25 protein-coding genes are annotated in these 24,867 nt (G+C 72.6%); 9 read left to right on the top strand and 16 right to left on the bottom strand.

Annotation, left to right across the window (positions count from 1 at the left end; translation table 11 throughout):
• Positions 1-42 precede the first annotated feature (42 nt).
• Genes AC061S_RS03250 through AC061S_RS03225 form a run of 6 tightly spaced genes read right to left on the bottom strand, consistent with a single transcriptional unit; the run spans position 43 to position 4,951 of the window.
• Positions 43-471: a protein-tyrosine phosphatase family protein gene (locus AC061S_RS03250; RefSeq protein ID WP_478684269.1), complete on the bottom strand. Its 429-nt coding sequence runs from the start codon at positions 469-471 to the stop codon at positions 43-45.
• An 18-nt stretch (positions 472-489) separates the two neighbouring features.
• On the bottom strand, positions 490-1,197 hold the full coding sequence (locus AC061S_RS03245; protein ID WP_478684268.1) for an ABC transporter ATP-binding protein: 708 nt from the start codon (positions 1,195-1,197) through the stop codon (positions 490-492).
• Positions 1,194-1,925 carry an ABC transporter ATP-binding protein gene (locus AC061S_RS03240; protein ID WP_478684267.1) on the bottom strand — a complete coding sequence of 244 codons (732 nt, stop codon included), beginning with the start codon at positions 1,923-1,925 and terminating at the stop codon, positions 1,194-1,196. The genes AC061S_RS03245 and AC061S_RS03240 overlap by 4 nt, the downstream gene beginning before the upstream one ends.
• Positions 1,922-2,902 carry a branched-chain amino acid ABC transporter permease gene (locus tag AC061S_RS03235; protein ID WP_478684266.1) on the bottom strand — a complete coding sequence of 327 codons (981 nt, stop codon included), beginning with the start codon at positions 2,900-2,902 and terminating at the stop codon, positions 1,922-1,924. The genes AC061S_RS03240 and AC061S_RS03235 overlap by 4 nt, the downstream gene beginning before the upstream one ends.
• Positions 2,899-3,777, bottom strand: coding sequence for a branched-chain amino acid ABC transporter permease (locus AC061S_RS03230; protein WP_478684265.1), 879 nt, complete (start codon positions 3,775-3,777; stop codon positions 2,899-2,901). Before AC061S_RS03230 ends, AC061S_RS03235 begins: the two co-directional genes overlap by 4 nt.
• Position 3,778: 1 nt before the next feature.
• Positions 3,779-4,951, bottom strand: a complete 1,173-nt coding sequence (locus AC061S_RS03225) for an ABC transporter substrate-binding protein (protein ID WP_478684264.1) — start codon at positions 4,949-4,951, stop codon at positions 3,779-3,781.
• A gap of 295 nt (positions 4,952-5,246) precedes the next feature.
• On the opposite strand from AC061S_RS03225, the gene AC061S_RS03220 reads away from it, so the two are divergent.
• Complete coding sequence (locus tag AC061S_RS03220) at positions 5,247-6,884, top strand: carboxylesterase/lipase family protein (protein ID WP_478684263.1); 1,638 nt, start codon at positions 5,247-5,249, stop codon at positions 6,882-6,884.
• A gap of 30 nt (positions 6,885-6,914) precedes the next feature.
• Here AC061S_RS03220 and AC061S_RS03215 read toward each other — a convergent pair whose 3' ends face one another.
• Positions 6,915-7,754, bottom strand: a complete 840-nt coding sequence (locus AC061S_RS03215; RefSeq protein ID WP_478684262.1) for a PaaX family transcriptional regulator — start codon at positions 7,752-7,754, stop codon at positions 6,915-6,917.
• Between the two features lie 379 nt (positions 7,755-8,133).
• Between AC061S_RS03215 and AC061S_RS03210 the strand changes: the two genes are divergently transcribed.
• Together AC061S_RS03210 and AC061S_RS03205 are read left to right on the top strand one after the other, a co-directional pair.
• Positions 8,134-8,841 carry a cyclodityrosine synthase gene (locus AC061S_RS03210; RefSeq protein ID WP_478684261.1) on the top strand — a complete coding sequence of 236 codons (708 nt, stop codon included), beginning with the start codon at positions 8,134-8,136 and terminating at the stop codon, positions 8,839-8,841.
• A complete protein-coding gene (locus AC061S_RS03205; protein WP_478684260.1) occupies positions 8,831-10,015 on the top strand; it encodes a cytochrome P450 in 1,185 nt (394 codons plus the stop codon). Before AC061S_RS03210 ends, AC061S_RS03205 begins: the two co-directional genes overlap by 11 nt.
• 70 nt (positions 10,016-10,085) lie before the next feature.
• On the opposite strand, the gene AC061S_RS03200 is transcribed toward AC061S_RS03205, so the two are convergent.
• The 3 genes from AC061S_RS03200 to galT form a co-directional block, all read right to left on the bottom strand.
• The gene (locus tag AC061S_RS03200; RefSeq protein WP_478684259.1) at positions 10,086-10,928 is read right to left on the bottom strand and encodes an alkaline phosphatase family protein; all 843 of its coding nucleotides are present in this window, start codon (positions 10,926-10,928) and stop codon (positions 10,086-10,088) included.
• Between the two features lie 35 nt (positions 10,929-10,963).
• A complete protein-coding gene (gene galK / locus AC061S_RS03195; protein ID WP_478684334.1) occupies positions 10,964-12,130 on the bottom strand; it encodes a galactokinase in 1,167 nt (388 codons plus the stop codon).
• A gap of 65 nt (positions 12,131-12,195) precedes the next feature.
• On the bottom strand, positions 12,196-13,272 hold the full coding sequence (gene galT / locus AC061S_RS03190; protein WP_478684258.1) for a galactose-1-phosphate uridylyltransferase: 1,077 nt from the start codon (positions 13,270-13,272) through the stop codon (positions 12,196-12,198).
• 127 nt (positions 13,273-13,399) lie between these two features.
• Between galT and AC061S_RS03185 the strand changes: the two genes are divergently transcribed.
• Both AC061S_RS03185 and AC061S_RS03180 read left to right on the top strand, forming a co-directional pair.
• Entirely contained in the window at positions 13,400-14,212 is an 813-nt protein-coding gene (locus AC061S_RS03185; RefSeq protein ID WP_478684257.1) for a DeoR/GlpR family DNA-binding transcription regulator, read from the top strand.
• Positions 14,213-14,331: 119 nt separating this feature from the next.
• Complete coding sequence (locus AC061S_RS03180) at positions 14,332-14,793, top strand: hypothetical protein (RefSeq protein WP_478684256.1); 462 nt, start codon at positions 14,332-14,334, stop codon at positions 14,791-14,793.
• A gap of 98 nt (positions 14,794-14,891) precedes the next feature.
• On the opposite strand, the gene AC061S_RS03175 is transcribed toward AC061S_RS03180, so the two are convergent.
• Complete coding sequence (locus AC061S_RS03175) at positions 14,892-15,992, bottom strand: glycoside hydrolase family 18 protein (RefSeq protein WP_478684255.1); 1,101 nt, start codon at positions 15,990-15,992, stop codon at positions 14,892-14,894.
• Positions 15,993-16,188: 196 nt separating this feature from the next.
• Here AC061S_RS03175 and AC061S_RS03170 point away from each other — a divergent pair, with 196 nt between their 5' ends.
• On the top strand, positions 16,189-16,632 hold the full coding sequence (locus AC061S_RS03170; RefSeq protein WP_478684254.1) for a hypothetical protein: 444 nt from the start codon (positions 16,189-16,191) through the stop codon (positions 16,630-16,632).
• Positions 16,633-16,859: 227 nt separating this feature from the next.
• On the opposite strand, the gene AC061S_RS03165 is transcribed toward AC061S_RS03170, so the two are convergent.
• On the bottom strand, positions 16,860-17,231 hold the full coding sequence (locus tag AC061S_RS03165; protein ID WP_478684253.1) for a peptidoglycan-binding domain-containing protein: 372 nt from the start codon (positions 17,229-17,231) through the stop codon (positions 16,860-16,862).
• Positions 17,232-17,548: 317 nt separating this feature from the next.
• Between AC061S_RS03165 and AC061S_RS03160 the strand changes: the two genes are divergently transcribed.
• Both AC061S_RS03160 and AC061S_RS03155 read left to right on the top strand, forming a co-directional pair.
• A complete protein-coding gene (locus AC061S_RS03160) occupies positions 17,549-18,244 on the top strand; it encodes a helix-turn-helix domain-containing protein (protein WP_478684252.1) in 696 nt (231 codons plus the stop codon).
• Positions 18,241-19,131, top strand: a complete 891-nt coding sequence (locus tag AC061S_RS03155) for a helix-turn-helix domain-containing protein (RefSeq protein WP_478684251.1) — start codon at positions 18,241-18,243, stop codon at positions 19,129-19,131. The genes AC061S_RS03160 and AC061S_RS03155 overlap by 4 nt, the downstream gene beginning before the upstream one ends.
• Before the next feature lie 70 nt (positions 19,132-19,201).
• Here the strand turns inward: AC061S_RS03155 and AC061S_RS03150 are convergent, their stop codons facing one another.
• From AC061S_RS03150 to AC061S_RS03140, 3 genes are read right to left on the bottom strand one after another with little or no spacing between them, the layout of a single operon-like run.
• Positions 19,202-20,557, bottom strand: a complete 1,356-nt coding sequence (locus AC061S_RS03150) for an MFS transporter (protein ID WP_478684250.1) — start codon at positions 20,555-20,557, stop codon at positions 19,202-19,204.
• Positions 20,554-20,970, bottom strand: a complete 417-nt coding sequence (locus AC061S_RS03145) for a PaaI family thioesterase (RefSeq protein ID WP_478684249.1) — start codon at positions 20,968-20,970, stop codon at positions 20,554-20,556. The genes AC061S_RS03150 and AC061S_RS03145 overlap by 4 nt, the downstream gene beginning before the upstream one ends.
• 58 nt (positions 20,971-21,028) lie before the next feature.
• Positions 21,029-23,053, bottom strand: a complete 2,025-nt coding sequence (locus tag AC061S_RS03140) for an NADPH-dependent 2,4-dienoyl-CoA reductase (RefSeq protein ID WP_478684248.1) — start codon at positions 23,051-23,053, stop codon at positions 21,029-21,031.
• Between the two features lie 254 nt (positions 23,054-23,307).
• Here AC061S_RS03140 and AC061S_RS03135 point away from each other — a divergent pair, with 254 nt between their 5' ends.
• Positions 23,308-24,021, top strand: a complete 714-nt coding sequence (locus AC061S_RS03135) for an alpha/beta fold hydrolase (protein ID WP_478684247.1) — start codon at positions 23,308-23,310, stop codon at positions 24,019-24,021.
• 44 nt (positions 24,022-24,065) lie between these two features.
• On the opposite strand, the gene AC061S_RS03130 is transcribed toward AC061S_RS03135, so the two are convergent.
• Entirely contained in the window at positions 24,066-24,740 is a 675-nt protein-coding gene (locus AC061S_RS03130) for a DUF4328 domain-containing protein (protein ID WP_478684246.1), read from the bottom strand.
• Positions 24,741-24,867 lie beyond the last annotated feature (127 nt).

Genomic DNA, 24,867 nt, shown 5'->3' with positions numbered 1-24,867 from the left:
TCGGCCTCGGTGCTACAACGATTCGCGTCCGGTCGGCTGTCCCTACCCGAAGCGGCCGACGAACCGCCGCTGCCAGGGGGTCTCGACGGCCCGGTGGGCGTAGTTCCGTCGCACGAAGCCGACCGCTCCCTCCGCGGGGAGCCCGTCGAGCACGGCGAGACACGCCATCGCCGTCCCGGTGCGACCGTACCCACCCCCGCAAGCGATCTCGACACGCTGGCTCCCCGCCCGCTCCAGCGCTTCCCGCAGCGCGGCGGCGAACCCGACCCGGTCGCTGGGCAGCCAGAAGTCCGGCCAGCGCAGCCACCGGCTCTCCCACGCCACGGCCTCCGGCCGCCGACCCCGCAGGTACAGCCCGAACTCGGGCGCCGGGCCGGGCGGAACCGGCCGCCTCAGCCCCCGCCCCCGTACCAGCCGCCCCGACGGCAGCCGCAGCACCCCCGGCACGGCGGGCTCCCACGCATGACTCATGCCCCGAGCCTAGTGGGGTCAGTCGACGCCCAGCAGGCGCCGCAGGTCTTCGGGACGGGACGCGCATTCCGCGGCGTCCGCCTGGTGGACGATGACTCCCTTCTGCATGACCGCCACGCTCCGGGCGACGGAGAGGGCGAGGGTCAGGTTCTGTTCGACGAGGACGACCGACATGCCCTGCGCGCTCACCTCGCGGATCACCTCGCCCACTTGGGCGACGATCACCGGAGCCAGGCCGTCGGACGGCTCGTCGAGGAGCAGCAGGCGTGGATTGCCCAGCAGGGCCCGGGCGATCGCGAGCATCTGCTGTTCCCCTCCGGAGAGCTGGTCACCGCGGTGCCCGAGCCGCTCCCCCAGCCGCGGCAGCAGGTCGAGGACGCGGGCCCTGGTCCAGGGTCCGAGCGCCGTGCGCCGGGAGGCGATCGTCAGGTGTTCGTCCACGGTCAGCGGGGCGAACACCCTGCGGCCCTGGGGGACGACGCCGACCCCTGCCCGGGCGATCACGTCGACGCGGGCTCCGGCGAGCTCCCGGCCGTCGAGGCCGACGCTGCCCTCGTAGGGGCGGACGAGCCCCATGACGGTCGAGATGAGGGTGGTCTTCCCGACACCGTTGCGGCCGAGGAGGGCGACGGTCCCGCCCGCGTCGAGGTCCAGGTCCACACCGCCGAGGACGACGCCCCCGGCGTAGCCGGAGCGCAGCCCGCGGATGCGCAGGAGCGGGTTCACGAGGTGACCTCCATGGTGCCCAGGTAGGCGGTCTGGACTTCGGCGGAGGCGCGCACCTCGTCCGGGGAGCCCGTCTTCAGGTGTCTGCCGAGGTGCATGACCGTCACCGTGTCCGCGAGTTGGAAGACCATGTCGAGGTCGTGCTCGATGAGCAGTACGGTCACCTCCCCCGGCAGGGCGGCGATCAGTTCGGTGAGCCGCGCCGTCTCCGCCGGCGACATGCCGGCGGCCGGTTCGTCCAGGAGCAGCAGGCGGGGTTCGGTCCCCAGCGCCACGGCGACCTCCAACTGGCGCCGCTCGCCGTGCGAGAGCTCGGCGGCCGGGAGGTCGTGCCGGCTGGGCAGGCCGACCCGGTCGAGCAGTTCGCGCGCCTGCGCGATCGCCGCGCGCCGGGAAGCCGCCCGGCGTACCACGGCGAGCAGCACGTTCTCCAGCACGGTCTCGCGCATGAAGAGACTGGAGTGCTGGAACGTCGCCGCGACGCCGAGCCCGACCCGGCGGTGTACGGGCAGCCGGGTCACGTCCTGGCCGTCGAGGAGGATGGTTCCGGCGGTGGCCGGCAAGGTGCCCGAGATCAGGCCGAACAGTGTGGACTTGCCCGCACCGTTCGGGCCGATGATCGCGTGCCGGGCGCCCGGCCGCACCCTCAGGTCGACCTCGTCCAGGGCGCGGAAGGAGCCGAAGTGCCGTGACACCCGGCGCAGTTCCAGTAGATCGTGATCTGTCACGCCGTCCTCTTCCGGGTGAGCCTGTGCGGGATCCGTACGCCGGCCAGTCCTCGGGGCAGCGTGTAGACGGCGATGACGAAGAGCAGTCCGAGCAGCAGGGGCCCGCGGCCGGCGACGGCTTCGAGGTTCCCGAGGTAGTCGCGGGTGAGCCAGACGAGCGCGGCTCCGGCGCACGCCCCCCGCATCGAGCCGGAGCCTCCGATGACGACGGCCAGCAGGGCCAGCGCGGCGATCTCGAAGCCGGCGTCGCCGGGCGAGACGAACCGCTGTACCGAGACCCACAGGGCCCCGGCGGCGCCGGCCAGCGCCCCGGCGCCGCAGTAGACGGTCAGGGCGTACCGCTGGGTGGGGTAGCCGATCGCCCGCATGCGGGGCTCGTTGTCGCGGATGCCGCGCAGGGCGAGGGCGAACGAGGTCGTGCCCAGGCGGGAGACCGCCGCGAAGAGCAGCAGGAAGACGGCCAGGACGTAGAAGTAGACCAGCCCGTCGAGCTCCAGGGCGGGCATGCCGGGCAGCGGTACGACGGGCGGGATGCCCGACATCCCGTCGGTGCCGTTGGTCAGCGACTTCCAGTTGACGGCGGCGCTGTAGACGATCTCGCCGATGGCCAGCGTGAGCATCAGGAACACCACGCCCCGGGCCCTCACGGCGAGCCATCCGGTCGGTACCGCCACGAGTGCGGAGACGCCTGCGGCGATGAGGAGTTGGAGGATCCCGATGTCGGTGATCCGCGTCGCCACGATCGCCGCCGTATAGGCGCCGACGCCGAAGTAGGCCGACTGGCCGAGGGTCGGCAGCCCGGTCAGGCCGGTGAGCAGGTTGACGCTCAGCACGAGGAGGGCGAACACCAGGATGCGCGACAGCGTGCCGACCGCGTACGGGCCGAGCACGAAGGGGGCCAGGCCGAGGGCGCCGGCCACGGCGGTTGCCGACAGTCGCCGACGTGTCGCGGAGCCGGCGGTTGCGAACGGGCTCATGCGCGCACCGCCGACGGGAGGAGTCCGTGCGGGCGGACCACGAGGACGAGCAGCATGGTGCCGAAGAGGAGGAAGGGGGCGTACTCCGGGAGCAGCGCCACCCCGAGCGTCTGCACCTGGCCGATCAGGAGCGCTCCGGCGAGTGCGCCGCGCACCGATCCGAGGCCGCCCACGACCACGACCACGAGCGAGAGGACGAGCACGGTCTCGTCGACGCCCGGCCCGGGGCCGAGGATCGGCGCCCCGAGGACCCCGCCGACCGCCGCCAGGGCGGCGCCGGACGCGAAGACTCCGTAGAGCACCTTGCGGATGTCGACGCCGAGTGCGCGGACCATGTCCCGGTCCGCGACGGTGGCCCGTACGAGGGCTCCGAGCGAGCTGCGCTCGAAGACGAGGTAGACGAGGAGCGCGAGGCCGGCCGCGACGGCGATGAACACCAGCCGGTAGACGGGATAGGCGTGGCCGAGGAGGCCGACCGTCCCGCGCAGGGCCGTGGGCGGGTCCGTGGGCAGGACGTCTCCGCCGAAGGCCGCGGCGAGGAGGTCGGCCACGATGAAGGTGATGCCGAGCGTCAGCACGGCTTGGTCCAGGTGCCCGCGGCGGGCCAGGGGCTGGGTGAGGAAGGTGAGGGCCGCCCCGCCCATGGTGCCCACCAGGGCGCCCGCCAGCAGCGCGAGGAGGAGACCCGACAGGCTCCCGTCGGACAGCGCGTAGGCGACGTAGGCCCCGGCCAGGTAGAGCGTGCCGTGCGCGAGGTTGAGCACGTCCATCATGCCGAAGACCAGGGAGAGTCCGACCGCGATCGTGAACAGCAGCAGACCGAAGGCGACCCCGTCGACGACGCTGACGAAGTTGCCGTCCAACCATCCGGACATGTCAGCCGCCCAGTCTGCCGAGCTCGGAACTGACGGTGTTGGCGCCCTGCTTGACCTCACGCAGGTACCAGGGCTGGACGGGCGTCCCGCCGCCGTTGAACCGCCAGGTGCCGCGCGGGCTGTCGATGTCCCCCACCCGGGCGATGGCCGCGTTGACCGTTTCGGAGATCACCGTGGGACCGGCCGCCTCGATGGCCTTGTCGAGGACCTGCGCCGCGTCCCATGAGGCCATCGCGTACGTGGTCGGGGCCGAACCGTAGGCGGCCGTGTAGGCCGGTGCGAACTGCTTGTTGGCGGCGTTGTCCAGGTCCGCGCTGTAGTTGAGTGCCGTGAGGATGCCGTCGGCCGCGTCTCCCTGCCCCTTGAGCACGCCGCCTTCGGTGAGGAAGCCGGGCGCGTAGAGCGGGATCTTGCCGGCCAGTCCGAAGTCCCGGTACTGCTTGACGAAGTCGACGGCCGCACCGCCGGCGTAGAAGCAGAAGACGGCCTTCGCGCCGGACTTCTCGATCTGCGCGAGGTACGGCTGGAAGTTCTTGGTTCCCGGGAACGGCGTGTAGACCTCCTCCCCCGCCATCTTTCCGCCCGCCGGGAGGAAGGTGGACTTGAAGCCCTCCACCTCGTCCTTGCCCGCCTGGTATCCCGCGGCGATCAGGAAGACGGGGCCGCCGGCCCGCTCGGCCACGTGCTTGCCGAGCGCCTTGCCCGGTTCGTCGTTGACGTACGAGGTGCGCCAGATGTACGTGGTCCCGGTCAGGGTCGTGGGCGAGGCGTTCGAGCCGACGAGCGGGACCTTGCCGGTCTCGAACAGGTCCTTGACCCCGTTGATGGTGGCCGAGCTGACCACCCCGCTCACCGCGAGCACCCGGTCCTGCTTCACCAGCTTCTCGGCCGCCGCCTTGCCCGAGTCGGCCGTCTCCCCCTCGTCCGCGACCACGATCTCCACCTCGCGGCCGCCGAGCTTGCCGCCGTGCTGCGCGACGTAGAGCTCGAAGCCCTGCTTCATGTCGTCGCCCAGCGCCTTGTAGGTCCCCGACTGCGGGACGAGGAGCCCGATCTTCACGGGCCCGCTCTGCTTGTCCTCGCCGGCCCCGAGGCTCGCGCCACCACATGCCGTGGTCAGCAAGAGCGCCGTCGATGCGGCGGCCAGACCAACGGGACGAAACCGACCTGCCATGGGAACTCCGTACGTAGTCAACCGGCCCTGGAGGGCGGGATGTTGCTGATGGATCCGCCGTGGGGAGTCCCAGGCGTGGAAGGTCCGGCTCTCAGGGATGGCCTGGCCGCCGGCCGTAGTGACACGTGTCTATCGCGCTTTTCCGACGCTCGTCAAGACTTCGCAAGGTTTACACCCACACCCGCCCCGCACCCCTTGACCCGCGCCCTGCGCATGGCGGGATACTGACCCTCGTCAAATTCGCGCTATATAAATTCCGGCGACGGGCCCACGATCAGCCAGGGAGTGAAGCACCATGACCGACGATCCATCACGGCGCAAAGTCCTCAAGAACAGCGGGGTGTTGGCGGGCGGCGCACTGCTCTCCGGGGTGGCGGGCGGGCGCGCGGCACAGGCCGCCCCGCGCACGGCCGGGTCCTCACCCGTCGTGGAACTGCCCTCGGGCCGGCTGCGCGGGGGCACCGAAGGGGGGCTCTCGGTGTTCAAGGGCGTGCCCTACGCGGCACCGCCGGTCGGCGCCCTCCGATGGCGGCCGGCCCAGCCCCACCCCGGGTGGCAGGGCACGCGCGACGCGACCGCCTTCGGCCCGAGCGCCCCGCAGCCCTACCGGGAGGGAGGCGACCAGGTGCTCGGCACCCACGGCTCGCCCCCCTTCGACGAGGACTGCCTGACGCTCAACGTCTGGACGCCCGGAACCGACGACGCCAAGCGGCCGGTCATGGTGTGGATCCACGGCGGCGGATTCATCTCCGGATCCGGCTCGATGCCCGGCTACTCCGGCGAGACCTTCGCGCGCGACGGCGACCTCGTCGTCGTGACCGTCAACTACCGTCTCGGCCCTCTGGGTTACCTCTACTTCGGCGAGGACGGCGCCGGGGGGAACTTCTGGCTCACCGACCAGCTCGCCGCGCTGCGCTGGGTACGGGACAACATCGCCGCGTTCGGCGGCGACCCCGACGACATCACCCTCGCCGGCCAGTCGGGCGGCGCGCTGTCGGTGGCGGCGCTGGCCGGGGCCCGAACCGCTCGGCGACCGGGCCGCCCGCTGTTCCGGCGCGCCATCCTGCAGAGCCCGCCGCTCGGGCTGAAGATCCCCACACGTGCCGAATCCCTGGAGCGCACCGCCGCCTACCTGGACATCCTGGGGGCCGGGAACGTGAGCGAACTGCGGGCCGTGCCCTGGCCGCGCCTGATCGCCGCCACCTTCGAGATGTTCGGGCGCACCGGACGGTGGGGCTACTGGTCGACCCCGTTCCTGCCGGTGCTCGACGGGGTCACGCTGGACCGCGACCCCGCCGACCTGCTCCTCGACGGAGCCGGGGCGGACATCGACGTCCTGATCGGCTGGACCAGGGAGGAGGCCAACTTCGCCTTCGCGCTGAGCGAGCCGTACGCCGCCGCGACCAGGGAGCAGGTGGTCGCCAGGGCGCGGGACACCTTCGGGAACCGGGCGGAGCAGGCGTACACCGCGTACGAAGAGGCCCGGCCGGGCGCCCGCCCCGTGGACGTCCTCATGGACCTGATCACCGACGACCTGTTCCGCATGCCCGCCGTGGCGCTGGCCGAACGGCGCGCGGCCCGCGGACGTCCGGTCTGGGCGTACCAGTTCAACCTTCCGACGCCCGCGCACGGCGGCCGGCTCGGGGCCGCGCACTGCCTGGAGCTGCCGTTCGTGTTCGACAACTTCGACAAGTGGTCGCAGGCGCCCTTCCTGGCGGGGCTGGACCCCCGGGTCCGTGACGGTCTCGCCTCGACGATGCACACGGCCTGGATCTCCTTCATCCGCACCGGCGACCCCGGCCACCACCCCATGCCGCAATGGGGTCGCTACGACCAGGACACCCGCACGACGATGGCCCTCGACTCGGTCACCGCCGCCGTCGGCGACCTCGCGGGTTACTGGCGTCGGCTGCACCATCCGGCGGGGCGGTGACCGCTCGCGACGGCGTCCGGGCCGTGGCCGTCAGCCCTCGGGGGTCGCCTCCGCGAGGCCGGTGACCTCTTGTACGTGCCGCAGGCTCGGGGCGGCGAGCACCTCGTCGAGCTGCTGGAAGGTCTGACGCGCGGCGACCGCGTTCCAGTCCGCGGGGAGCAGCTCGGCGGGGAGGCCCGGGTCCAGGTAGGGCAGGCGGCGCCACTGGGTGAGCATCGGGACGTAGTGGCGGAACGCCTCGGCGCCGTCGATGTCGCCCTGCCGGGCGAGATCGGCGGCGACGGGGCCGTGCGCCCGGGTGAAGCCGGCGTACTGCTCCTGGATCGCCGGGAAGTCCCACCACGAGCTGACCGTCCCGGGCAGGTCGCTGAAGGCCGCGTAGTCGGCGGCGAACAGGTGGACGTAGTCGCTGAGCCCGCGCCGGACGAGCATGTCGCGGGCGTCGTCGAGGAGGCGGCCGGGGGCCAGCCACACGCCCGGGGCGATGTTCCCGAAGCCGAGCCAGGTCAGCCGGGTGCGCAGCTGGTAGCGGTAGGACCGTTCGGACTCCGGGACGGAGAAGACGGCCATCGCCCAGCCGTCGCTCAGCTTCGCCGGTTCCAGACTGCCGAAGATGCGCCGGTCGCCCTCGTCGAAGACGGGTCGCGCGGCCGGACTGAGCCGGTAGCCCGTGGCGCCACGGCGCTCCGGTTCGAGGACGCCCTTCTTCTTGAGCCGGGAGATCGCCGAGCGCGCGGCCGGGCCGTCGACGTCCAGTTCGGACATCAGGGTGATCAGGCCGGCGACGGAGATCCAGCCGCCGAGGCCTCGCAGGAACGCGCCGTAGACCGTGTTGATCAGCGAGCTGGGCCGAATCGGACTGTCCGCCATGATCGCCTTCCGTCGTATACGGTCGCGATCTTACCGCCACCTCGATCATCGGACCGGCTCCGAGACGGAGGGGCGCATCGTTCCCGGAAGGTCTGCTCCCCGCCCGCGTTCCGCAGGTCAGGGGCGTTGCGACACCCCACGGCCCGTCGCGATTCCGGTCGGCCGTTTCCCGGCCGTCTCCCCGGCACCCGCCCGACGCCTCCCGGCCGGTTTCCGGGGACCTGCTCGTAGCCTCGGGCAACTTGGGTGTCCAGCAGGTGAGTTACCTGCCGGAAGGCATAGGACGGCGCACACCGTTCCGGTACCTTTCCGTCACGTCGCCGCCACACCCGGGGCACAGGGCCCCACGGGACTTGCGGCGCGAAGGACCCGACACCTGTTGACGACAGCGACCGAAGTCTTCACAGTCCGGCCGTACACCCCGCACTGCCAGGTGATCCACACCGAAGGCGACCACGCCGTGATCGGCATCTCGCCCGGAAACAGCTACTTCTCCGCCCAGCGCGTCATCGACCTCGCCCACTGGGGCATGCGCAACTTCGCACAGGTCGACCTCATCTACACCGACCTGCACGTGGCCGAGATGTACGAGGCCCTCGGCTACGACCCCGACGAAGCCCGGCGCAAGGCGGTCAAGAACCTGCGGGGCGTCCGCGCCAAGGTCAACAACGCCGCGGCCGAGGCCGACCCCACCGGCGCCCGTTTACGCGCACGCCCCATGTCCGCCCTCACCGACATCCCCGCGTACCGCAGGCTCCACAGCCACCTGTACAACCTGCTCGACACCGACCCGGAATTCCGCAGCACCTGCAATTCCCTGGTCGACGCGTTCCTCTCCTCCAAGGTGCTGGGCGGGAAGACCGCCACCACCCGGCAGCGCGACGTCTGCCTGCAGTACGTCTGCGCCGAAGCGCCGCTCTTCCTCGACACCCCCGCCATCCTCGGGGTGCCGTCCTCCCTCAACTGCTACCACCAGCTCCTGCCGATGGCGGAACTGCTCTATTCGCGCGGCTCCGGCCTGCGCGCCTCTCGCAACCAGGGCCACGCCGTCATCACCCCCGCCGAAGGAGCACCCGATGTCCACTGAGACCCTCCTCGACTTCCCCTTCTCCGCGCGCGGCGACCAGCTCCCCCACCAGGTCGAGGAACTCCGCGACGAGCCGGTCAAGCGGGTCCGCACCATCGCCGGGGACGAAGCCTGGCTCGTCTCCTCCTACGAGCTGTGCAAGCAGGTCCTCGAAGATCCCAGATTCAGCCTGAAGGACACCTCCGCCCCCGGGGTGCCCCGCCAGTACGCGCTGACGATCCCGCCCGAGGTCGTCAACAACATGGGCAACATCACCGGCGCCGGACTGCGCAAGGCCGTCCTGAAGGCGATCAACCCCAAGACCGACGGCCTCACCGACTGGATGCGCTCCCACGCCTCCACCCTCGTCGACGGCCTCCTCACCCACGGGGCGCCGGTCGACCTGCGCGGCCAGTTCACCAACCCGTACGCCGAGCACCTGCACTGCCGCATCCTCGGCATCCCGCAGGCCGACGCCCCCCGCCTGGCGTCCAGCCTCGACATCGCGTTCATGAACTCGGCCTGCCCCGTCACCGGTGCCAAGCTCAACTGGGACCGGGACATCGCCTACATGGTCGAGCGCCTCGACGACCCCGCCACCACCGGGCTCGTCGCCGAGCTCGCGGCCCTGCGTCCGGACCCCCAGTACGCGCACCTCACCGACGAGATGCTCGCCACGGTCGGAGTCACCCTGTTCGGCGCCGGGGTCATCTCCACCATGGGCTTCCTGACGATGGCGGTCTTCTCCCTCCTCCAGAACCCGGACGTGTGGGAGCAGTTGCGGAAGGCTCCGGAGAAGATCCCCGCAGCCGTGGACGAACTCCTGCGGGTCAACCTCTCGATCGGCGACGGCCTGCCCCGCCTCGCCCTCGAAGACCTCACCCTCGGGGACGTCGAGGTGAAGAAGGGGGAACTCCTCCTCGTCCTGGTCGAGGCCGCCAACACCGACCCGTCCGTGTTCAGCGATCCCCACGTCGTCGACATCGACCGGCAGAACGCGGCCACCCACCTCTCCTTCGGCGGCGGACAGCACTACTGCCCCGCCACCGCCCTCGGCAAGCGGCACACCGAGATCGCCCTCGAGGTGCTCCTGGAGAAGATGCCCCGCCTCCAGCTCGCCGTTCCGGTCGACCAGCTCGTCTGGCGCACCCGGTTCATGAAGCGCCTTCCCGAGCGGCTCCCCGTCCTCTGGTAGCAGGGCGGCGGGACGGCTGCCCCGGCCGACTGCCAGTGGCCGGGGCACCCTGCGTGGCCGGCCCGCCGCGTCACGTGGTGAAGGGGGCGCCGTCCAGGGTCCAGTGGGGATCCACGGCGACGCCCAGCGCCGCGTACACATGGGCGGCGACATCGGTGTGCCCGACCGCCCGCGGGGTCCCGCCCGCGGGCAGGCCGGGACCGCTCGCCGCCACCCAGGCGGTGCGTTCCAGCTCGCTGCGCCCGCCGTGGCCCCCCTCGTCGCGGTGGCCGTGATCGGTCACCACGATGACCGTCCACTGCTCCCCGTGGTGGCCCGGACGGTCGCGGACCGCCTTGAGCAACCGGCCCAGTCGCTGGTCCGCCGTCTCGATCGCCCGGCGGTACTCCGGGCCGCAACCGAGGAAGTGGGCGGTCTCGTCGACGGCGCCGAGGTAGACGAAGGAGGCGTCGAGGTCTTCTCCGGAGCCCAGGACGCGCGCCGCTTCGGCCGTCACGGCCTCGTCGGCCTCCTCCCAGCCCTCCGGTGTGTCCGCGCGGGGAGCGATGAAGCTCAGCCGGCTGGGGGCGGTGAAGAGCGGGCCGCCCTGCTGGGCGAGGAACAGCGGGGCCCAGCCACCGGCGACGAAGGTCCGTCGGCCGCATTCGAGTGCCAGGCGGGTGGTGAAGTCGGGGAACACGTCGAGCCGGTTTCCGTCGAGGCGGTTGCCCCAGACCCCGTGCTTGGCCACCGTGACCCCGGTGGCGATGGTGGACCAACAGGGCCCGGACATCGTCGGCGTGGCCTCGTCGATCTCGACGGGGGCCAGGAAGCCCGCGTCCGCTATCCCGTCGAGGTGCGGGGTGTCCAGCTCGGCCAGCAGGTCGAGCCGTACGCCGTCGATGCCGACGACCAGAACGTGTTGAGCGTGCATGAAGGGTCCAGGGTGTCCGGGGGTGGATGGATGCGCTATCGGGGCTCCGCCGGCAGGCGGTGCGCGCCCGCCGCCGGGGTGACGGTGAGCAGCCGCGGGAGCCGGTGGCCGGCCGCTCCGAAGGCCGCGATGACGGAGCTGCCCACCGCGTCCTCGCGCCCCGCCTCCACCAGCGCGATGACGGAGCCGCCGAAGCCGCCTCCCGTCATCCGGGCACCGAGGGCCCCGGCGCCCAGTGCGGCGGCCACGGCGAGGTCGGTCTCCGGGCAGGAGACCCGGTAGTCGTCGCGGAGCGACGCGTGACCCGCCGTGAGGATCGGGCCGAGGGCGGCCGCGTCGTCCGCCCGGAGCCGGGCGACGGCCTCGGCGACCCGGCCGTTCTCGGTCACCACGTGGCGGACCAGCGGTACGAGTTCCACCGGGAGGTCCTCCAGGGCCCCCGTGAGGTCCGCGGCGGACAGGTCCCGCAGGGCGCGCAGGCCGAGCAGCCCGGCCGCCCGTTCACAGCCCGCGCGCAGGGCCGCGTACGCCCCGTCGCCCAGGTCGTGGGAGACCCGGGTGTCGATGACCAGGAGGCCGAGCCCCTGTCCGGGGAGGTCGAGGGGAACCTGCCGGTGGTGCTCCGGGGTGCGGGCGTCGAGGTGGAGGGCGGCCCCGGTGGTGCAGCACACGGAGGCCATCTGGTCCATGATCCCGCAGGGGACGCCGGCGAAGGCGTTCTCCGCCCGCTGGGCGATCCGGGCCAGTTCGGGCCCGGGCAGCCCCAGTCCGTACAGGTCGTCGTAGGCGACGGCGACCGCGCACTCCAGCGCGGCGGAGGAGGACAGGCCGGCGCCGGTGGGCACCGTGCTGTCGAAGTGGAGGTCCGCGCCGCCGACCGGGTGGCCCGCCTCGGCGAGGGCCCAGACCACTCCGGCCGGGTACGCGGCCCAGCCCGGCACGGCCCCGGCGGGGGCCAGGTCTTCCACGGCGAGTTCGGTGATCCGGCCGTCGCCGTGCGCGCTGTGCAGGAGCAGCCGTCCGTCCGTACGGGCGCGGGCGGCGAGCAGGGTGGTCTGCGGGAGGGCGATGGGGAGGGCGAACCCGTCGTTGTAGTCGGTGTGTTCACCGATCAGGTTGACCCGGCCGGGCGCCGCCCAGACCCCGTCGGGGGAGCCGCCGAAAAACTTCCCGAAGGCATCCGAGACCTGCCCGGCCCGCACCCCGTCGTCCCTGCCGTACCCGTCGTACTCGCCGTCCCCGTCGTCATCCCATCCAGCCGTCCGGTTCACGCCAGGGCCTCCCGCAGTCGTCGCGCGGCCGTCTCGGGGGCCACGTCGTTGATGAAGGCCTCCGTCCCGGACTCCGTACCGGCGAGGAACTTGAGCTTGTCGGCAGTCCTCCTGACGGTGAACAGCTCCAGGTGCAGGGCCAGTTCCTCCCCCCGGGTACGGGGTGCCTGGTGCCACGCGGAGATGTACGGGGTGGGAGCCGGCCCTTGCCGCACGTGCGACCGCTCCGGCTCCGGCTCCGGCTCCGGTACGGGGAACAGCCGGTCGAAGCGGCGCAGCAAGTCGAGGTAGGCGTCCGGGAACTCGGCCCGCTCGGCTTCGGTGAGGCAGGTCAGGTCGGGGACCCGGCGGTGCGGGTAGAGGTGGACCTCGTACGGCCAGCGGGCGGCGTAGGGCACGAAGGCGGTCCAGTGCTCCCCGGCCGTCACCACCCGTTCGGTGGCGGCGCGGGCCCCCGCCAGCAGATCCTCGAAGAGGTTGCGGCCGGTGGCGGCGCGGTGCGCCTCCGCGGCGGCCGTCATCTTGGCGGTGCGCGGCGTCACGAAGGGGAAGGCGTAGATCTGGCCGTGCGGATGGGCGAGGGTCACCCCGATCTCCGCCCCCCGGTTCTCGAAGCAGTACACCTGCTCTACGCCGGGGAGGGCGGAGAGTTCCGCGGTGCGGTCGGTCCACGCGTCCAGGACCAGCCGGGCGGCGGCCGGATCGAGGTCGGCGAAACCGGCGTCGTGGTCGGGGGTGAAGCAGACGACTTCGCAGCGTCCGGCCTCTCCCGCGAGGGAGGGGAAGCGGTTCTCGAAGACGGCCACCTCGTAGTCGGCGGCGGGGATCTCGCTGAGCCGGCCGTCCCGGGAGGGGCAGAGCGGGCATTCGCCGGCGGGCGGGTGGTAGATCCGGTTCTGGCGGTGCGACGCGATGGTGATCCAGTCGCCGGTGGCCTCGTCCCGCCGCAGTTCCGGCCGGCTGTCCACCGGCTCCAGCGGGCGCAGGTCGGGCGCGTCGCGCACGGCACCTTCGTCGGCGTCGAAGTAGATCAGTTCGCGGCCGTCCGCGAGTTTCGCGAGGGTCTTCTTCACCCGCCGAGAATAAACAGTCTCGAACATTTTCCACCACCCCACACTGAACTTTCCGCCACACTCCAACAACATGGCCGTGTTATCTTGCTGCCTTCTGACCGGATTCGCCGATTCCCGGGAGCGACCCGTGGCCGAGCAGGCTGCCCAACTGGCCCACCAGCGACGCGCTCTCATCCTGGACGCGGTCCGGCGCGAGGGCGCGGTACGGGTGGCGGACCTGGTCGGGCAGTTCGGCGTCTCGGACATGACCGTCCGCCGGGATCTGGACGCCCTCGCCCGGCGCGGCGTCGTGGAGAAGGTCCACGGCGGAGCCGTCGCCCCGGCCGGTGCCAGCGGGCACGAGCCCGGGTTCGACGCCAAGTCGGATCTGGAGGGCGACGCCAAGGCCGCCATCGCGGACACGGCCGCGACCCTGGTGGAATCGGGCAGCGTGGTCGCGGTCTCGGGCGGCACCACCGCGCACGCCGTCGCCGCCCGGCTGCTCGGGATCCCGCGGCTCACCATCGTCACCAACTCCCTCCCGGTGGCGGAGCTGGTGCGGGCCGACGGCCGGGACCGAGGGGCCGACGCCCCCACCCTGCTGCTCACCGGCGGCTCCCCCACCCCCTCGGCCGCGCTGGTCGGACCGCTCGCGGACCTGGCGATCGGCTCCCTCCACGTGGACCTGCTCTTCCTCGGCGCGCACGGGGTGGCGCAGGGCGCCGGTCTGACCACCCCCAACCTCATGGAGGCCCAGACCAACCGGGCCCTGGTCGCCTCGGCACGCCGGGTCGCGGTCGTCGCCGACCACACCAAATGGGGCGTGGTGGGCCTCAGCGGCTTCGCCGCACTCCACCAGGCCGACTGGTTCGTCACCGACGCGGGCCTCCCCGCCCCCGCCCGCGCCGCGCTGGCGGAGGAGGTGGGCGAACTCCTCATCGCGGGCGAGCCCCAGGACTGACCCGCTCCGCGCTTCCGCCCGGACGGTCCCGGCCCTGTCGCCCGAAGGGTGGCGGCTCTACTTTGAGGAGAAGGGCAAGGGCGGGCCGCCCCTGCCGGGTGCCGCGGGGGCGGGCGGGCATGGATACGTTCTTCGAGTACGTGGTGCCGGCGCTGGTGTACGGGGTCGCGTTGGTCGGGGTGTTCGCGGTGCGGGAAGCAAGGGCGGAGCGCAGCGCCCTGCGGGCCCGCGCCGTGGCGGCGGGGGCGCGCACCGCGATTCCCTGCCGGCTCGTCTGGCGGCAGGGACTGGGGCATCGGTACCCCTCGTACGGGAGGCTCACGCCGACCGGTGACCCGGACGCGGCCCGGGGTCGGGCGGGGATCCAGGCCGGCGCCGTGTTCACGCAGCTCGGGGGCGTTGCGGTCGAGCTGCCGGTGGGCGGCCGGGTGGAGCGGCGGCCCACCTTCTGGGTCCACGCGCGCTACGTACTCCAGTACCGCGGACCCGGCGGTGAGGAGATCCTCCTCAAGGTCCACCGCGAGGAGGCCGAGGTGGTCGCCCGGATGCTGGGCGCCCGGGGGCCGGACGGTTCTGGTTGAGCCGAGCGGCCCCGGCCGGACGGCCCGGCCCCGAGGTGCACCGCGCCTTGGGTCCGGTGCGCCTCGGGGGCTTCGTGTCGCCGTCGGTCAGTTCTGGCTCAGTTCTGGCGCAGGGGTGGCATCGGCAGCGGGATGGAGTAGGCGGTGGCTCCGGCGCCCACCCCGCCTTCGCAGGTGTTCGGCGGCAGGGTGCCCGTCCCTCGTGTCGAGGGCCTCTCGGCCGCCCAGAACATGTAGCCGAGCAGGCCCGCCGTGGTTCCCGCGCCGCGGGGAGCCGCGGTCTGGGTGAAGGAACCGGTCGACTTCTGCAGGGAGTTGGCGAAGTTGGTGCACTCGGGCAGCGACTTCGTCTGGTCGCTGATGTAGAGCCCCGCGGTGAACTTGGCGGGCGCCAGCGGCAGGACGGGCGGTGAGTAGGTGGGCTTGCCGTCGAGGTGTTCCTGCCAGTTGGCGATCGCGCTGCTGGTGGAGGGCTGACGGGCGGGCACCATGGCGTTGGCGTAGTCGAGCACCGGGGCATCCGTGCGCAGCCAGTCGGCGGTCGCCTTGCGGTTGATGCCGATCAGCCAGCGGTCGCCGGCGGCGGTGTCGATCGTGAGTCGCGCACGCTGGTCGGCGCCGGAGGCGTCGTACGGGTGGCGGGACCGATAGGTGTCGATGAAGGTCTGCAGGCCGGCCAGGTTCGGGTTGGTGTTCTGCTCGTAGTCGATCTCGATGCCCACACCGAGCCGGGTCGCGGCCTCGGCCGCGTTCAGCCCGAGCTGCGAGGCGTTCTCGGCCAGCGCCGCGTTCCACTCGTCGGTGTAGGTGATGCCACCGATCGAGAGCATCACGCGGATGCCGCGCGAGGTGAAGTACTGGACGATCTCGGGGGTCATCCCGCGCGGGAGCCCGTCGACGGTGGTGGCGTCGTTCGTGCGGTGCAGCAGCTTGAGCGGTTCGACGAAGCTCAGGACGACCAGGTTGACGGAGGGGCGGCCGTCGCCGCGGTCGATGAGCCAGTGGTTCAGCGAGTCGAACTCCGCGACGGTGCGGACCGTGCCCCACGTGCACGCGTCGTTGCTGCAGTGCCAGGCACCGTAGATCTGCGGGCTGGTCGCCACGGCGGCGGTCGCCGCAGCGCCGGTCGCCGTCGCGGCGGGGACGGGGAGGAGGAGTCCGACGAGCAGGACGAGTACACCGAGCAGTCTGTGACGCATCAATGCCTCCGAGGAGGGAGTGGCCCGCGTGGGGGGGTGGCGGCCGCCGCCAGGGTGGCAGGTACAGACCAAGTCGACAAGGGTCGGCGCCCCACCGTTCGGGAGGGACGCCACCGAAGCTCGATTGAACCGCCTCCCCCAGGGAAAACCGACTGACGTCGGATGGAACTCTGGCGGGGGGGGCGGGGGCACAGCCGTGGACGCTGTCGCGTGGGTGGGGCTTTTCGGGGTCGGCTTCTTCCTGTTCGTGCTGGGCGGGATCATCTTCGGATCGGGTCGCGGTGCCGGTCTCGGGCCGGGATGCGCCTGCGGACACAGCCTGGAGGCGCACCGCCGCTACGGCTCGTGCACGGGTATCGACGGTACGAAGGACAAGTACGACGGCGGCGGCAACTGGATCGGCTACTGGGACGAGAAGTCCTGCACCTGCCGGGGCTTCGAGCCCCCCTCGCGAACCGCACCCGCAGCGCCCGCACCTCCCGGACCGCTGCCGGGGCCCCCGCCGGGACCGCCGCCGGGACCGCCCGGCCAGGCGCGTCCGAAGGGCCTGCCGGACGGATTCATGACCTTCGACGAGTACTTCTTCGGGCAGGGTCCCGACCCCCGGCGGCGCCGTGACGGTGACGAGACGCGGCGCTGAATCGCAACTTCTCCTCTGCGGGCTCTCTGGCCTTCGCTCGGATCCGGAAACGCGGACGCGTTCGCTGAACGGTTGGGGCCACCGTTCAGCGAACGCCCTGCGGTGGCCGAGGGGCCGGATGGTCAACAGGTCGTGGCATCCGTCCCCGTCAGGGGGGCAGCAGCAGGTGGTCGGTGGTACGTGGCACGTACGCGCGGCCGGTCCGGGGAGACCGTGTCAGGCGCGGGTTACCACCACACGCCGGAGCGCAGCTTGCTCCAGGTATTGGTGCCGACCTGGCCGTCGACCGAGATGCCGGCGTGGCTCTGCACGCTGCGCACGGCGTTGTACGTGGCCGAACCGAACTGGCCGTCTTCCGCCAGCCACGTCGGGTAGCTCGTGTTCTGGTTGATCAGGCACTGCACCTGCTTGATGCGCTTCACCGCCTCCGCGCCGGTCTGGCCCGTCTTGGTGAGGGTGGTGCCGCTGTAGTAGTTGCAGGTGTGGGCGACGCGCTGCTCCGAGGGGGCCGAGGCGGCGTTGGCGGCGCCGCCGAAGGCGAGTCCGCTGCCGAGGACGGCCGTGGCCACGGTCACCATGATCTGCTTGCGAAGGTTCATCTGCTGTGCCTCCGTTGTCGACGACCGGGCATCCGGCCCGGTGCTGGCAGCGACTCTCCTGCGCCAACATCAGCGGTGTCCAGCAAGCCCGGAGACGGGGGTCAGTATGGGACGTCCCACGCTCTGACCTGCTGGGACGTCCTGCGCCGGGATACTTTCGTGGGACGCCGAGACGAGAGGGGATCCCGCCAAAGCATGCGGGGCCCTGGCTAACCCGCGGGTGGCGGCCCGATGCTGTGCCCTGAATCGAGGGGGAAGCCAGAGTGGCGCGTTGGAAAGAACTGTCTGCCGGGCTCGACAGCCGGGAGCGCCGGCTCGTGGCCGAGTTACGGCGCCTGAAGGACCACAGCGGCCTGAGCCTGGCCGCCCTCGCCGCGAAGACCGGCTACAGCCGCTCTTCGTGGGAGCGGTATCTCAACGGGAAACAGTCCGTGCCCCGCGAGGCCGTCGAGGAACTGGCCCAGCTCTGCGGGGCGGACCCGATGCGGCTGGTGGTGCTGCACGATGTCGCCGTACAGGCGCGGCAGCAGGCCCCGGCTCCGACCGCGGCGGCGGGCCGTACGGTGCCACCCCCGGAGCCCGTGGCCGGGCCGGGACCGCGCACCGTCCCGTTCCGCGCCTTCCTCGCGGGGATCGCGGCAGCCGTGGTCGTGGCCTTCGGGGCGGGGATGTTGACCGGCGGCGCCTGGGCCGATGACGGGGCGGGCGGCGGGGGTGCCGATACGTCCGGCTACCGGCGCGGAGTCGCGTACGACTGCGAGATCCGCCGGGAACAGGGCGCGTTGCACGCCGGGCACAGCACCAGCCGCGAGATCCTGCTCGACACCAACAGCACGGGCTTCGACGTCGTCGAGGTCCAGTGCCTCCTGCGTGAGCACGGCTTCGACCCGAAGACGACCGACGGGCTGTACGGGCAGGACACCAAGGCCGCCGCTACCCGGTTCCAGACCGCGCGCGGCCTGGTCGCTGACGGGATCGTCGGCCCGAAGACCTGGGCGGAGCTGCGCGAGTGACCCTGCCCGCGGAGTGCGGACACCTGGCCGCCGAGCTCAGGCGGCTTCGCCACCGGACCGGCCTGAGCCTCGCGGACCTCGGCCGGCGCACCCCGTTCAGCAAGTCCTCCTGGGAGCGCTATCTCAACGGCAAGCAGCCGCCGCCCCGGCAGGCGGTCGAGGTGCTGTGCGCCGTCGCGCGCGAGCATCCCGGCGAGTTGCTCGCGCTCTGGGAACTCGCGGACACCGCCTGGAGCGGCCGAGCCGTCCCCGCGTCCCCGAACGGGCCGATCGGGGAGACCGAGGAGACCGCGGAGACCGGGGGCACCGGACCGGCCGTCGCCTCTCCGACCGGACCCGCCGCCGAGGCCCACCCCGGACCCGACCCCGGACCCGCCCCCGGACCGGGAGGCAGGCGCCGGCAGCTGGTCCTGGCGGCCTCCGTGCTCGGCGGGGTCGCCCTCGTCGTGACCGCGAGCCTCCTCCTGCTCCGAGGGGCCGGACCGCGGCACTCTGACGACTCCGCGACGACGGAGCAGCCGATACGCAATCCCGGCTGCTCGGCGGCCGGTTGCGCCGGCAAGGACCCGGTGCGCATGGGGTGCGGGGGTGCCGGCATGGTCACCAGCCTGCGCACGGACACGGGACCCGGCACCCGTCAACTGGAGCTGCGGTACGGGGCCTTGTGCCAGGCCGTGTGGGTGCGGGCCTCGGGGCTCCAACCCGGGGACCACGTCGAGCTGTTCGTCCCCGGTGTCCCGGAGCCGCAGGAACTGCGGGTGAGCGAGGCCGATCTCGGCCAGTACGCGGCGACCCCGATGGCCCCGGTGCCCCAGGGAACCGCCGGCACCCACGCGTGCGTGACGCCGGGCGACCCGGCCGACGGAGCCCGGGTCTGCTTCGGCTGAACCGGGGCTGCGGCCCCGGGCCGGAACCGCCAACGGCCGCACCCGGCACCGGAACAGGGGTCGCGGGCCCTCACCCGCGGCGGCCCGGTCGCAGCCGGCGCCGGACGGCGGCGGCCGCGTTGGCCGCAGTGGCCCCGGGGTCCCCGGCCGCCCCGGAATCCGGCGGAGCCCCGCCCGAGCCCGCCGCCGGTTTGCGCGGCGGGTTCGGCCCGGCGGAGCGGAGCGGGGTCAGGAGGCCCGCGGCGGCGATGAGCAGGCAGAGGGCGCCCGCGGCCAGGCTCGTCGACGGGACCCCGTGCCGGGCAGCCACGGCGGTCAGCGCCGCCGCTCCCACCGGGCCCGAGGCGTTGTGGACCGTCCAGAACGCGGAGGTGACCCGCCCGAGCAGGTGGTCCGGCGTGACTTCCTGGCGCAGGGTCATGGAGCAGACGCCGCCCACCGTCAGCCCGAACATGAAGAGGGCGGCCATCGCCGCGATCACGGGCACGCTGCGGCTGACCCCGATGGCCGCCACCGCCACGCCGATCAGTGCGGTCGAGCCGAGCCAGCACGGGCCGAAGCCGAGGGCCCGGCGCAGGGGCCCGGCGACGAAGGAGGCGCACACGACGCCGATGCCGCTCACGGCGATCACGTAGCCGACGGTCGCCGCGCCGCGGCCGAGGTCGCCCTGGAGGCGGAAGATCAACAGGTCGGTGGCGCCGATGGTGACGAAGGTGAGGAGGGTGAGCAGGACCGTCAGCGGGCGCAGCAGGGCGTGCGCCCACAGGAAGCGGAAGCCGGCCACGAACACCTCGCGCAGGGAGGTGCCCGCCTCCGGCCGGGGCGGCGCCGCGTTCCCCCGGACGCCGAAGCGGACCCAGCGCAGGCTGACCGCCGAAACGAGGAAGGTCGCCCCGTCCAGGGCCAGCGCCCAGGTCCCGCCGACCCCGGCGACGAGCAGGCCCGCCACGACCGGGCCGAGGAGCGTGCCGAGGGCGAAGGTGCCCATCAGCCGTCCGTTGGCGGCGACCAGGTCGGCCGGTTCCACCAGGGAGGGCACGGCGCTCACGTAGGCCACGTCGAAGAGCGTCTTCAGTACGGTGACCAGCGCGGTCAGCACGTACAGCAGCCAGATCCGCGGGCCGCCGAAGGACCACATCAGCGGTACGGAGCCCAGCAGCACCGCCCGCGCGAGGTCGCAGCCGATCATCAGGCGGCGGCGGTCGACCCGGTCCACCACATGGCCCGCGAAGGTTCCCGTGGCGATGGCGAAGACCCCGGAGAGGGCGGTGATCAGGCCCATCCCGACCAGGGACCCGGTGACTTCGAGGACGAGCAGCGGCAGCGCGAGCAGCGACACGGAGCCGCCGAGCACCGACAGTGCCTGGCCCAGCCAGAAGACGGTGAAGGGGCGGTTGTACCGCAGCCCGCTCCGCGGGCCCGTCACCCCAGCAGGGCGTAGACGGTGGAGGCCTTGGCGGCCGGTTCGTCGGCGCCTTCGGGCGTCATGGTGATGTCGGCGAAGGCCATCCGCTTGCCGAGTTTGGTGATCCGTACGTCGATCAGCACGTCGGTGCCGACCACCGGCCGCTGGAAGCTGGTGGACTGCTGGACGGTGGTCATCGGACCGTAGGCCCCGCGCGCGGCGGAGACCGCGATGACGGTGGCGGTGTCCGCGGCGGCCATCAGGGCCTGGCCGCTGAGGCCCCCGCCGTCCCGGGCGAGGGTGTCGGACCAGGGCAGCCGCAGTACGGCGTGCCGTTCGCCCGTCTCCTGGACGGTGAGTCCGAGGGCGAGCACCCAGGGGGCGAAGTTGTCGTGGAGGATCTTGTCCGCGTCTGCCGGTGTCAGCGTCGTCACCGGGTGATTGTGGCGGCCCGGCCGCGGCCGCCACAACTCCCTTTGCGTCAGCCGCGCCTCAGAGGGTGGCGGCCAGTTCCGTGCCCTGGCGGATGGCCCGCTTGGCGTCCAGTTCGGCGGCCACGTCGGCGCCGCCGATCAGGTGGGCCTCGATGCCGGCCGCGCGCAGGGCCTCGTACAGGTCGCGGCGCGGTTCCTGGCCCGTGCACAGGACCACGGTGTCGGCGGGTACGAGACGCTGCTCGCCGTCCACGGTGATGTGCAGGCCCTCGCCGTCGATCCGGTCGTACGCGGCCCCCGCGACGGAGACGACGCCGCGGTGCTTGAGCTCCGCCCGGTGGATCCAGCCGGTGGTGGTGCCGAGCCCGGCGCCGACCTTGGTGGTCTTGCGCTGGAGCAGGTGGACCTGGCGCGGCGGGGCGGGCCGCTCGGGGGCGGTGAGGCCGCCGGGGCCGGTGTAGGCAGTGTCCACGCCCCAGTGGCGGAAGTAGACCTCGGGGTCCTGGGAGGCGCCTTCGCCGCTGTCGGTGAGGAACTCGGCGACGTCGAAGCCGATTCCGCCGGCGCCGAGGACGGCGACGCGCTGCCCGACGGGGGCGCCGTCGCGCAGGACGTCGAGGTAGCTGACGACGTTGGGGCCGTCGACGCCCTCGATGTCGGGGGTACGGGGGCTGACGCCGGTGGCGACGACGACCTCGTCGTAGCCGCGCAGGGTCTCGACATCGGCGCGGGTGTTCAGCTTGACCTCGACCGCGTGCTCGGCAAGCTGGGTGCCGTAGTAGCGGATGGTCTCCTCGAACTCCTCCTTGCCGGGGATGCGGCGGGCGATGTCGAGCTGGCCGCCGATGTGGCCGGAGGCCTCGTAGAGGGTGACGGCGTGGCCGCGTCCGGCGGCGGACACGGCGCAGGCGAGGCCGGCCGGGCCGGCCCCGACGATGGCGACCCGCTTCTTCAACTGCGTCGGAGACAGGATGAGTTCGGTCTCGTGGCAGGCGCGCGGGTTGACCAGGCAGCTGGTGATCTTGCCGCTGAAGGTGTGGTCCAGGCAGGCCTGGTTGCAGCCGATGCAGGTGTTGATGGTCTCGGAGCGGCCGGCGGCGGCCTTGGCGACGAAATCGGCGTCGGCGAGGAAGGGGCGGGCGAGCGAGACCAGGTCGGCGCGGCCGTCGGCGAGCAACTCCTCGGCGATCTCGGGGGTGTTGATGCGGTTGCTGGTGACGAGGGGAACGGAGACCGCGCCCATCAGCCGCTTGGTGACCCAGGTGTAGGCGCCGCGCGGGACGGAGGTGGCGATGGTGGGGATGCGGGCCTCGTGCCAGCCGATGCCGGTGTTGATGATGGTGGCGCCGGCGGCCTCGATCTCCTTGGCGAGGTGGACGACCTCGTCGAGGGTGGAGCCGCCGGGGATGAGGTCGAGCATCGAGAGGCGGTAGACGAGGATGAACTCCTCGCCGACGGCCGCGCGGGTGCGCCGGACGATCTCCAGCGGGAAGCGCACGCGGTTCTCGTAGGCGCCGCCCCAGCGGTCGGTGCGCTTGTTGGTGGCGGCGGCGATGAACTCGTTGACCAGGTAGCCCTCGGAGCCCATGATCTCCACGCCGTCGTAGCCGGCCAGCTTGGCGAGGCGGGCGGCTCGGACGAAGTCCTCGACGGTGCGCTCGACTTCGGCATCGGTGAGCGCGTTCGGGACGAAGGGGCTGATGGGGGCCTGGAGGGCGCTGGGGGCGACCAGGTCCTTGTGGTAGGCGTAGCGGCCGAAGTGGAGGATCTGCATCGCGATCTTCCCGCCCTCGGCGTGCACCGCGTCGGTGATCACCCGGTGCTCGGCGGCCTCCTCCTCGGTGGTGAGGCGGGAGCCTCCCTCGAAGGGGCGGCCGGCGTCGTTCGGGGCTATGCCGCCGGTGACGATGAGGCCGGCGCCGCCGCGGGCGCGCTCGGCGTAGAAGGCGGCGAGGCGCTCGAAGCCGCCCTCGTGCTCTTCGAGGCCGGTGTGCATGGAGCCCATGACCACCCGGTTCGGCAGGGTGGTGAAGCCGAGGTCCAGGGGGCTCAGCAGGTGCGGGTACCGGCTCTGGGAACTCATGAGGGCGCCTCCTCGCGCGGGGGTGATGGATCTGTTCTAGCTGAGCAAGCGCTTATTGTGCAACTAGGTGCATAACCGAGCGCCGGGTCCCGCATCCTCGCGATCCGGGGATTCCGGTGGCCACAGGGCATTCCCCGCCGACGCCTGTGGCGCAGTTCACGGCCCGGGTGATCGCCAAGGACGGGGCGATGCCCGCGTGCCCCGCGCTCCGGGCTCGCCTCCGGCGGATGCGGCCCGCCGGTACCCTCTGGCGGATGACGCGGAAGCCCACGAACACCCGGATTCCCGAGCACCGCACCGTGACGGTGAACGGCGGAGTACGCCTCGCCTACGAGGTCACGGGCCCGCCGGACGGACCGCCGGTGCTCCTGCTCCCCGCGCTGGGCGAGACCGCCGCCGACTGGGCGCCCGTACGGGACGAACTCGCCCGGGAGCGCCGGGTGTTCGCGCTGGACCTGCGCGGCCACGGAGCCAGCGCGCGGCCGTCCGCGTACTCGCTCCCGCTCATGCGGGACGATGTGCTGGGCTTCCTCGACGCCCTCGGGCTCGACCGGGTGGACCTGGTGGGCCACTCGATGGGCGGTGTCGTCGCGTACCTGGCCGCCGCCGCGCAGCCGCACCGCATCGGCCGCCTCGTCCTGGAGGAGGCGCCCGCGCCGCTCCCCCGCGAGGCCGTGGCCCCCGTACGCCCCGAGGGCGAGCTCGCCTTCGACTGGGCGATGGTCCTCGCGGTCCGCCCCCAGCTCGACCGTCCGGACCCGTCCTGGCTGGCGGACCTGTCCCGCATCACGGCCCCCACCCTGGTCGTGTACGGGGGCCCCGCCGGCCACCTGCCGCCCGCCTCCTTCGACGAGGTGGTCCGCCGCATCCCGGACGCCCGCCTGATCACGCTCCCGTACGGCCACCTGATCCACGCGGCGGCGCCGGGTGAGTTCACGGCGGCCGTGTCGGCGTTCCTCGCGCGGTGACCCCGGCCCGTACCACGGGCCCGTACCACCGGCCGGGGCGGCGCTCAGGCGGCCGACTGCAGGGCCGACAGGCGGCGTACGAAGAGGACGGCAGCCACCGCCGCCACGGCGTAGATCAGGTCCGAGGCCGCGCCGAGCAGGATGGCGTCGCGCACGGCGTCGTCACTCAGGGCCCTGGCTGCCGACCGGTTGGCGGCACCGGACGCCACTATCGCCGCTCCGAACGCTCCGGCCCAGGCGAACACGGGGGCGGGGGAGGTCAGCGCGGCCTTGCCGGGCAGCCTCGACGCACTGGTCGCCCACACCTTCATCGCGATCAGGCAGGGCAGGACGGTCCAGCCCACGACCGGGATGAACCAGACCCCGATCGCCCAGCCGGCACCGCCCCGGAAGGCCCCCCGCGCGTACACGCCGGCATTCACCCGGACCCGGTGGAACCAGACGATGAAGACCACCGCCGTGGGGATCATGGCCATCATGACCAGGCTCATCGAGATCGTGAACAGCGTCCCGGGATGTCCCAGCCCCGTATCCTCCCCGAAGCTGTCCAGCGTCCTATACCGGTTGACCCCGGCGGCCACGGCGAACAGCCGGGTCAGGGCGCACAGGCCGAGCAGCAGGGTCAGCGCCGTGGCCAGCCCCTTCGGCGAGCGGAGCAGCGAGCGCGCCGGAGGCGCGCCGAGCGGAGACAGTCGTGCGGAACCAGGACCGGCGGACATGACGAGGGACCCCCCACGGGTGCGTTGACATGCAGAAAACCCGCCTCCTGGGGCGGGCAGGCAGAACATACGGCACAGGTGGGCCCGCGCCGCAGGGCGCCCCGGCGATTCGGGGCACCCCGCGGAC

This window comes from Streptomyces sp. CA189, from assembly GCF_056428985.1.
The sequence above is the reverse complement of the archived record's forward strand: the minus strand, read 5'-3'. Positions and strand labels throughout refer to the sequence as shown.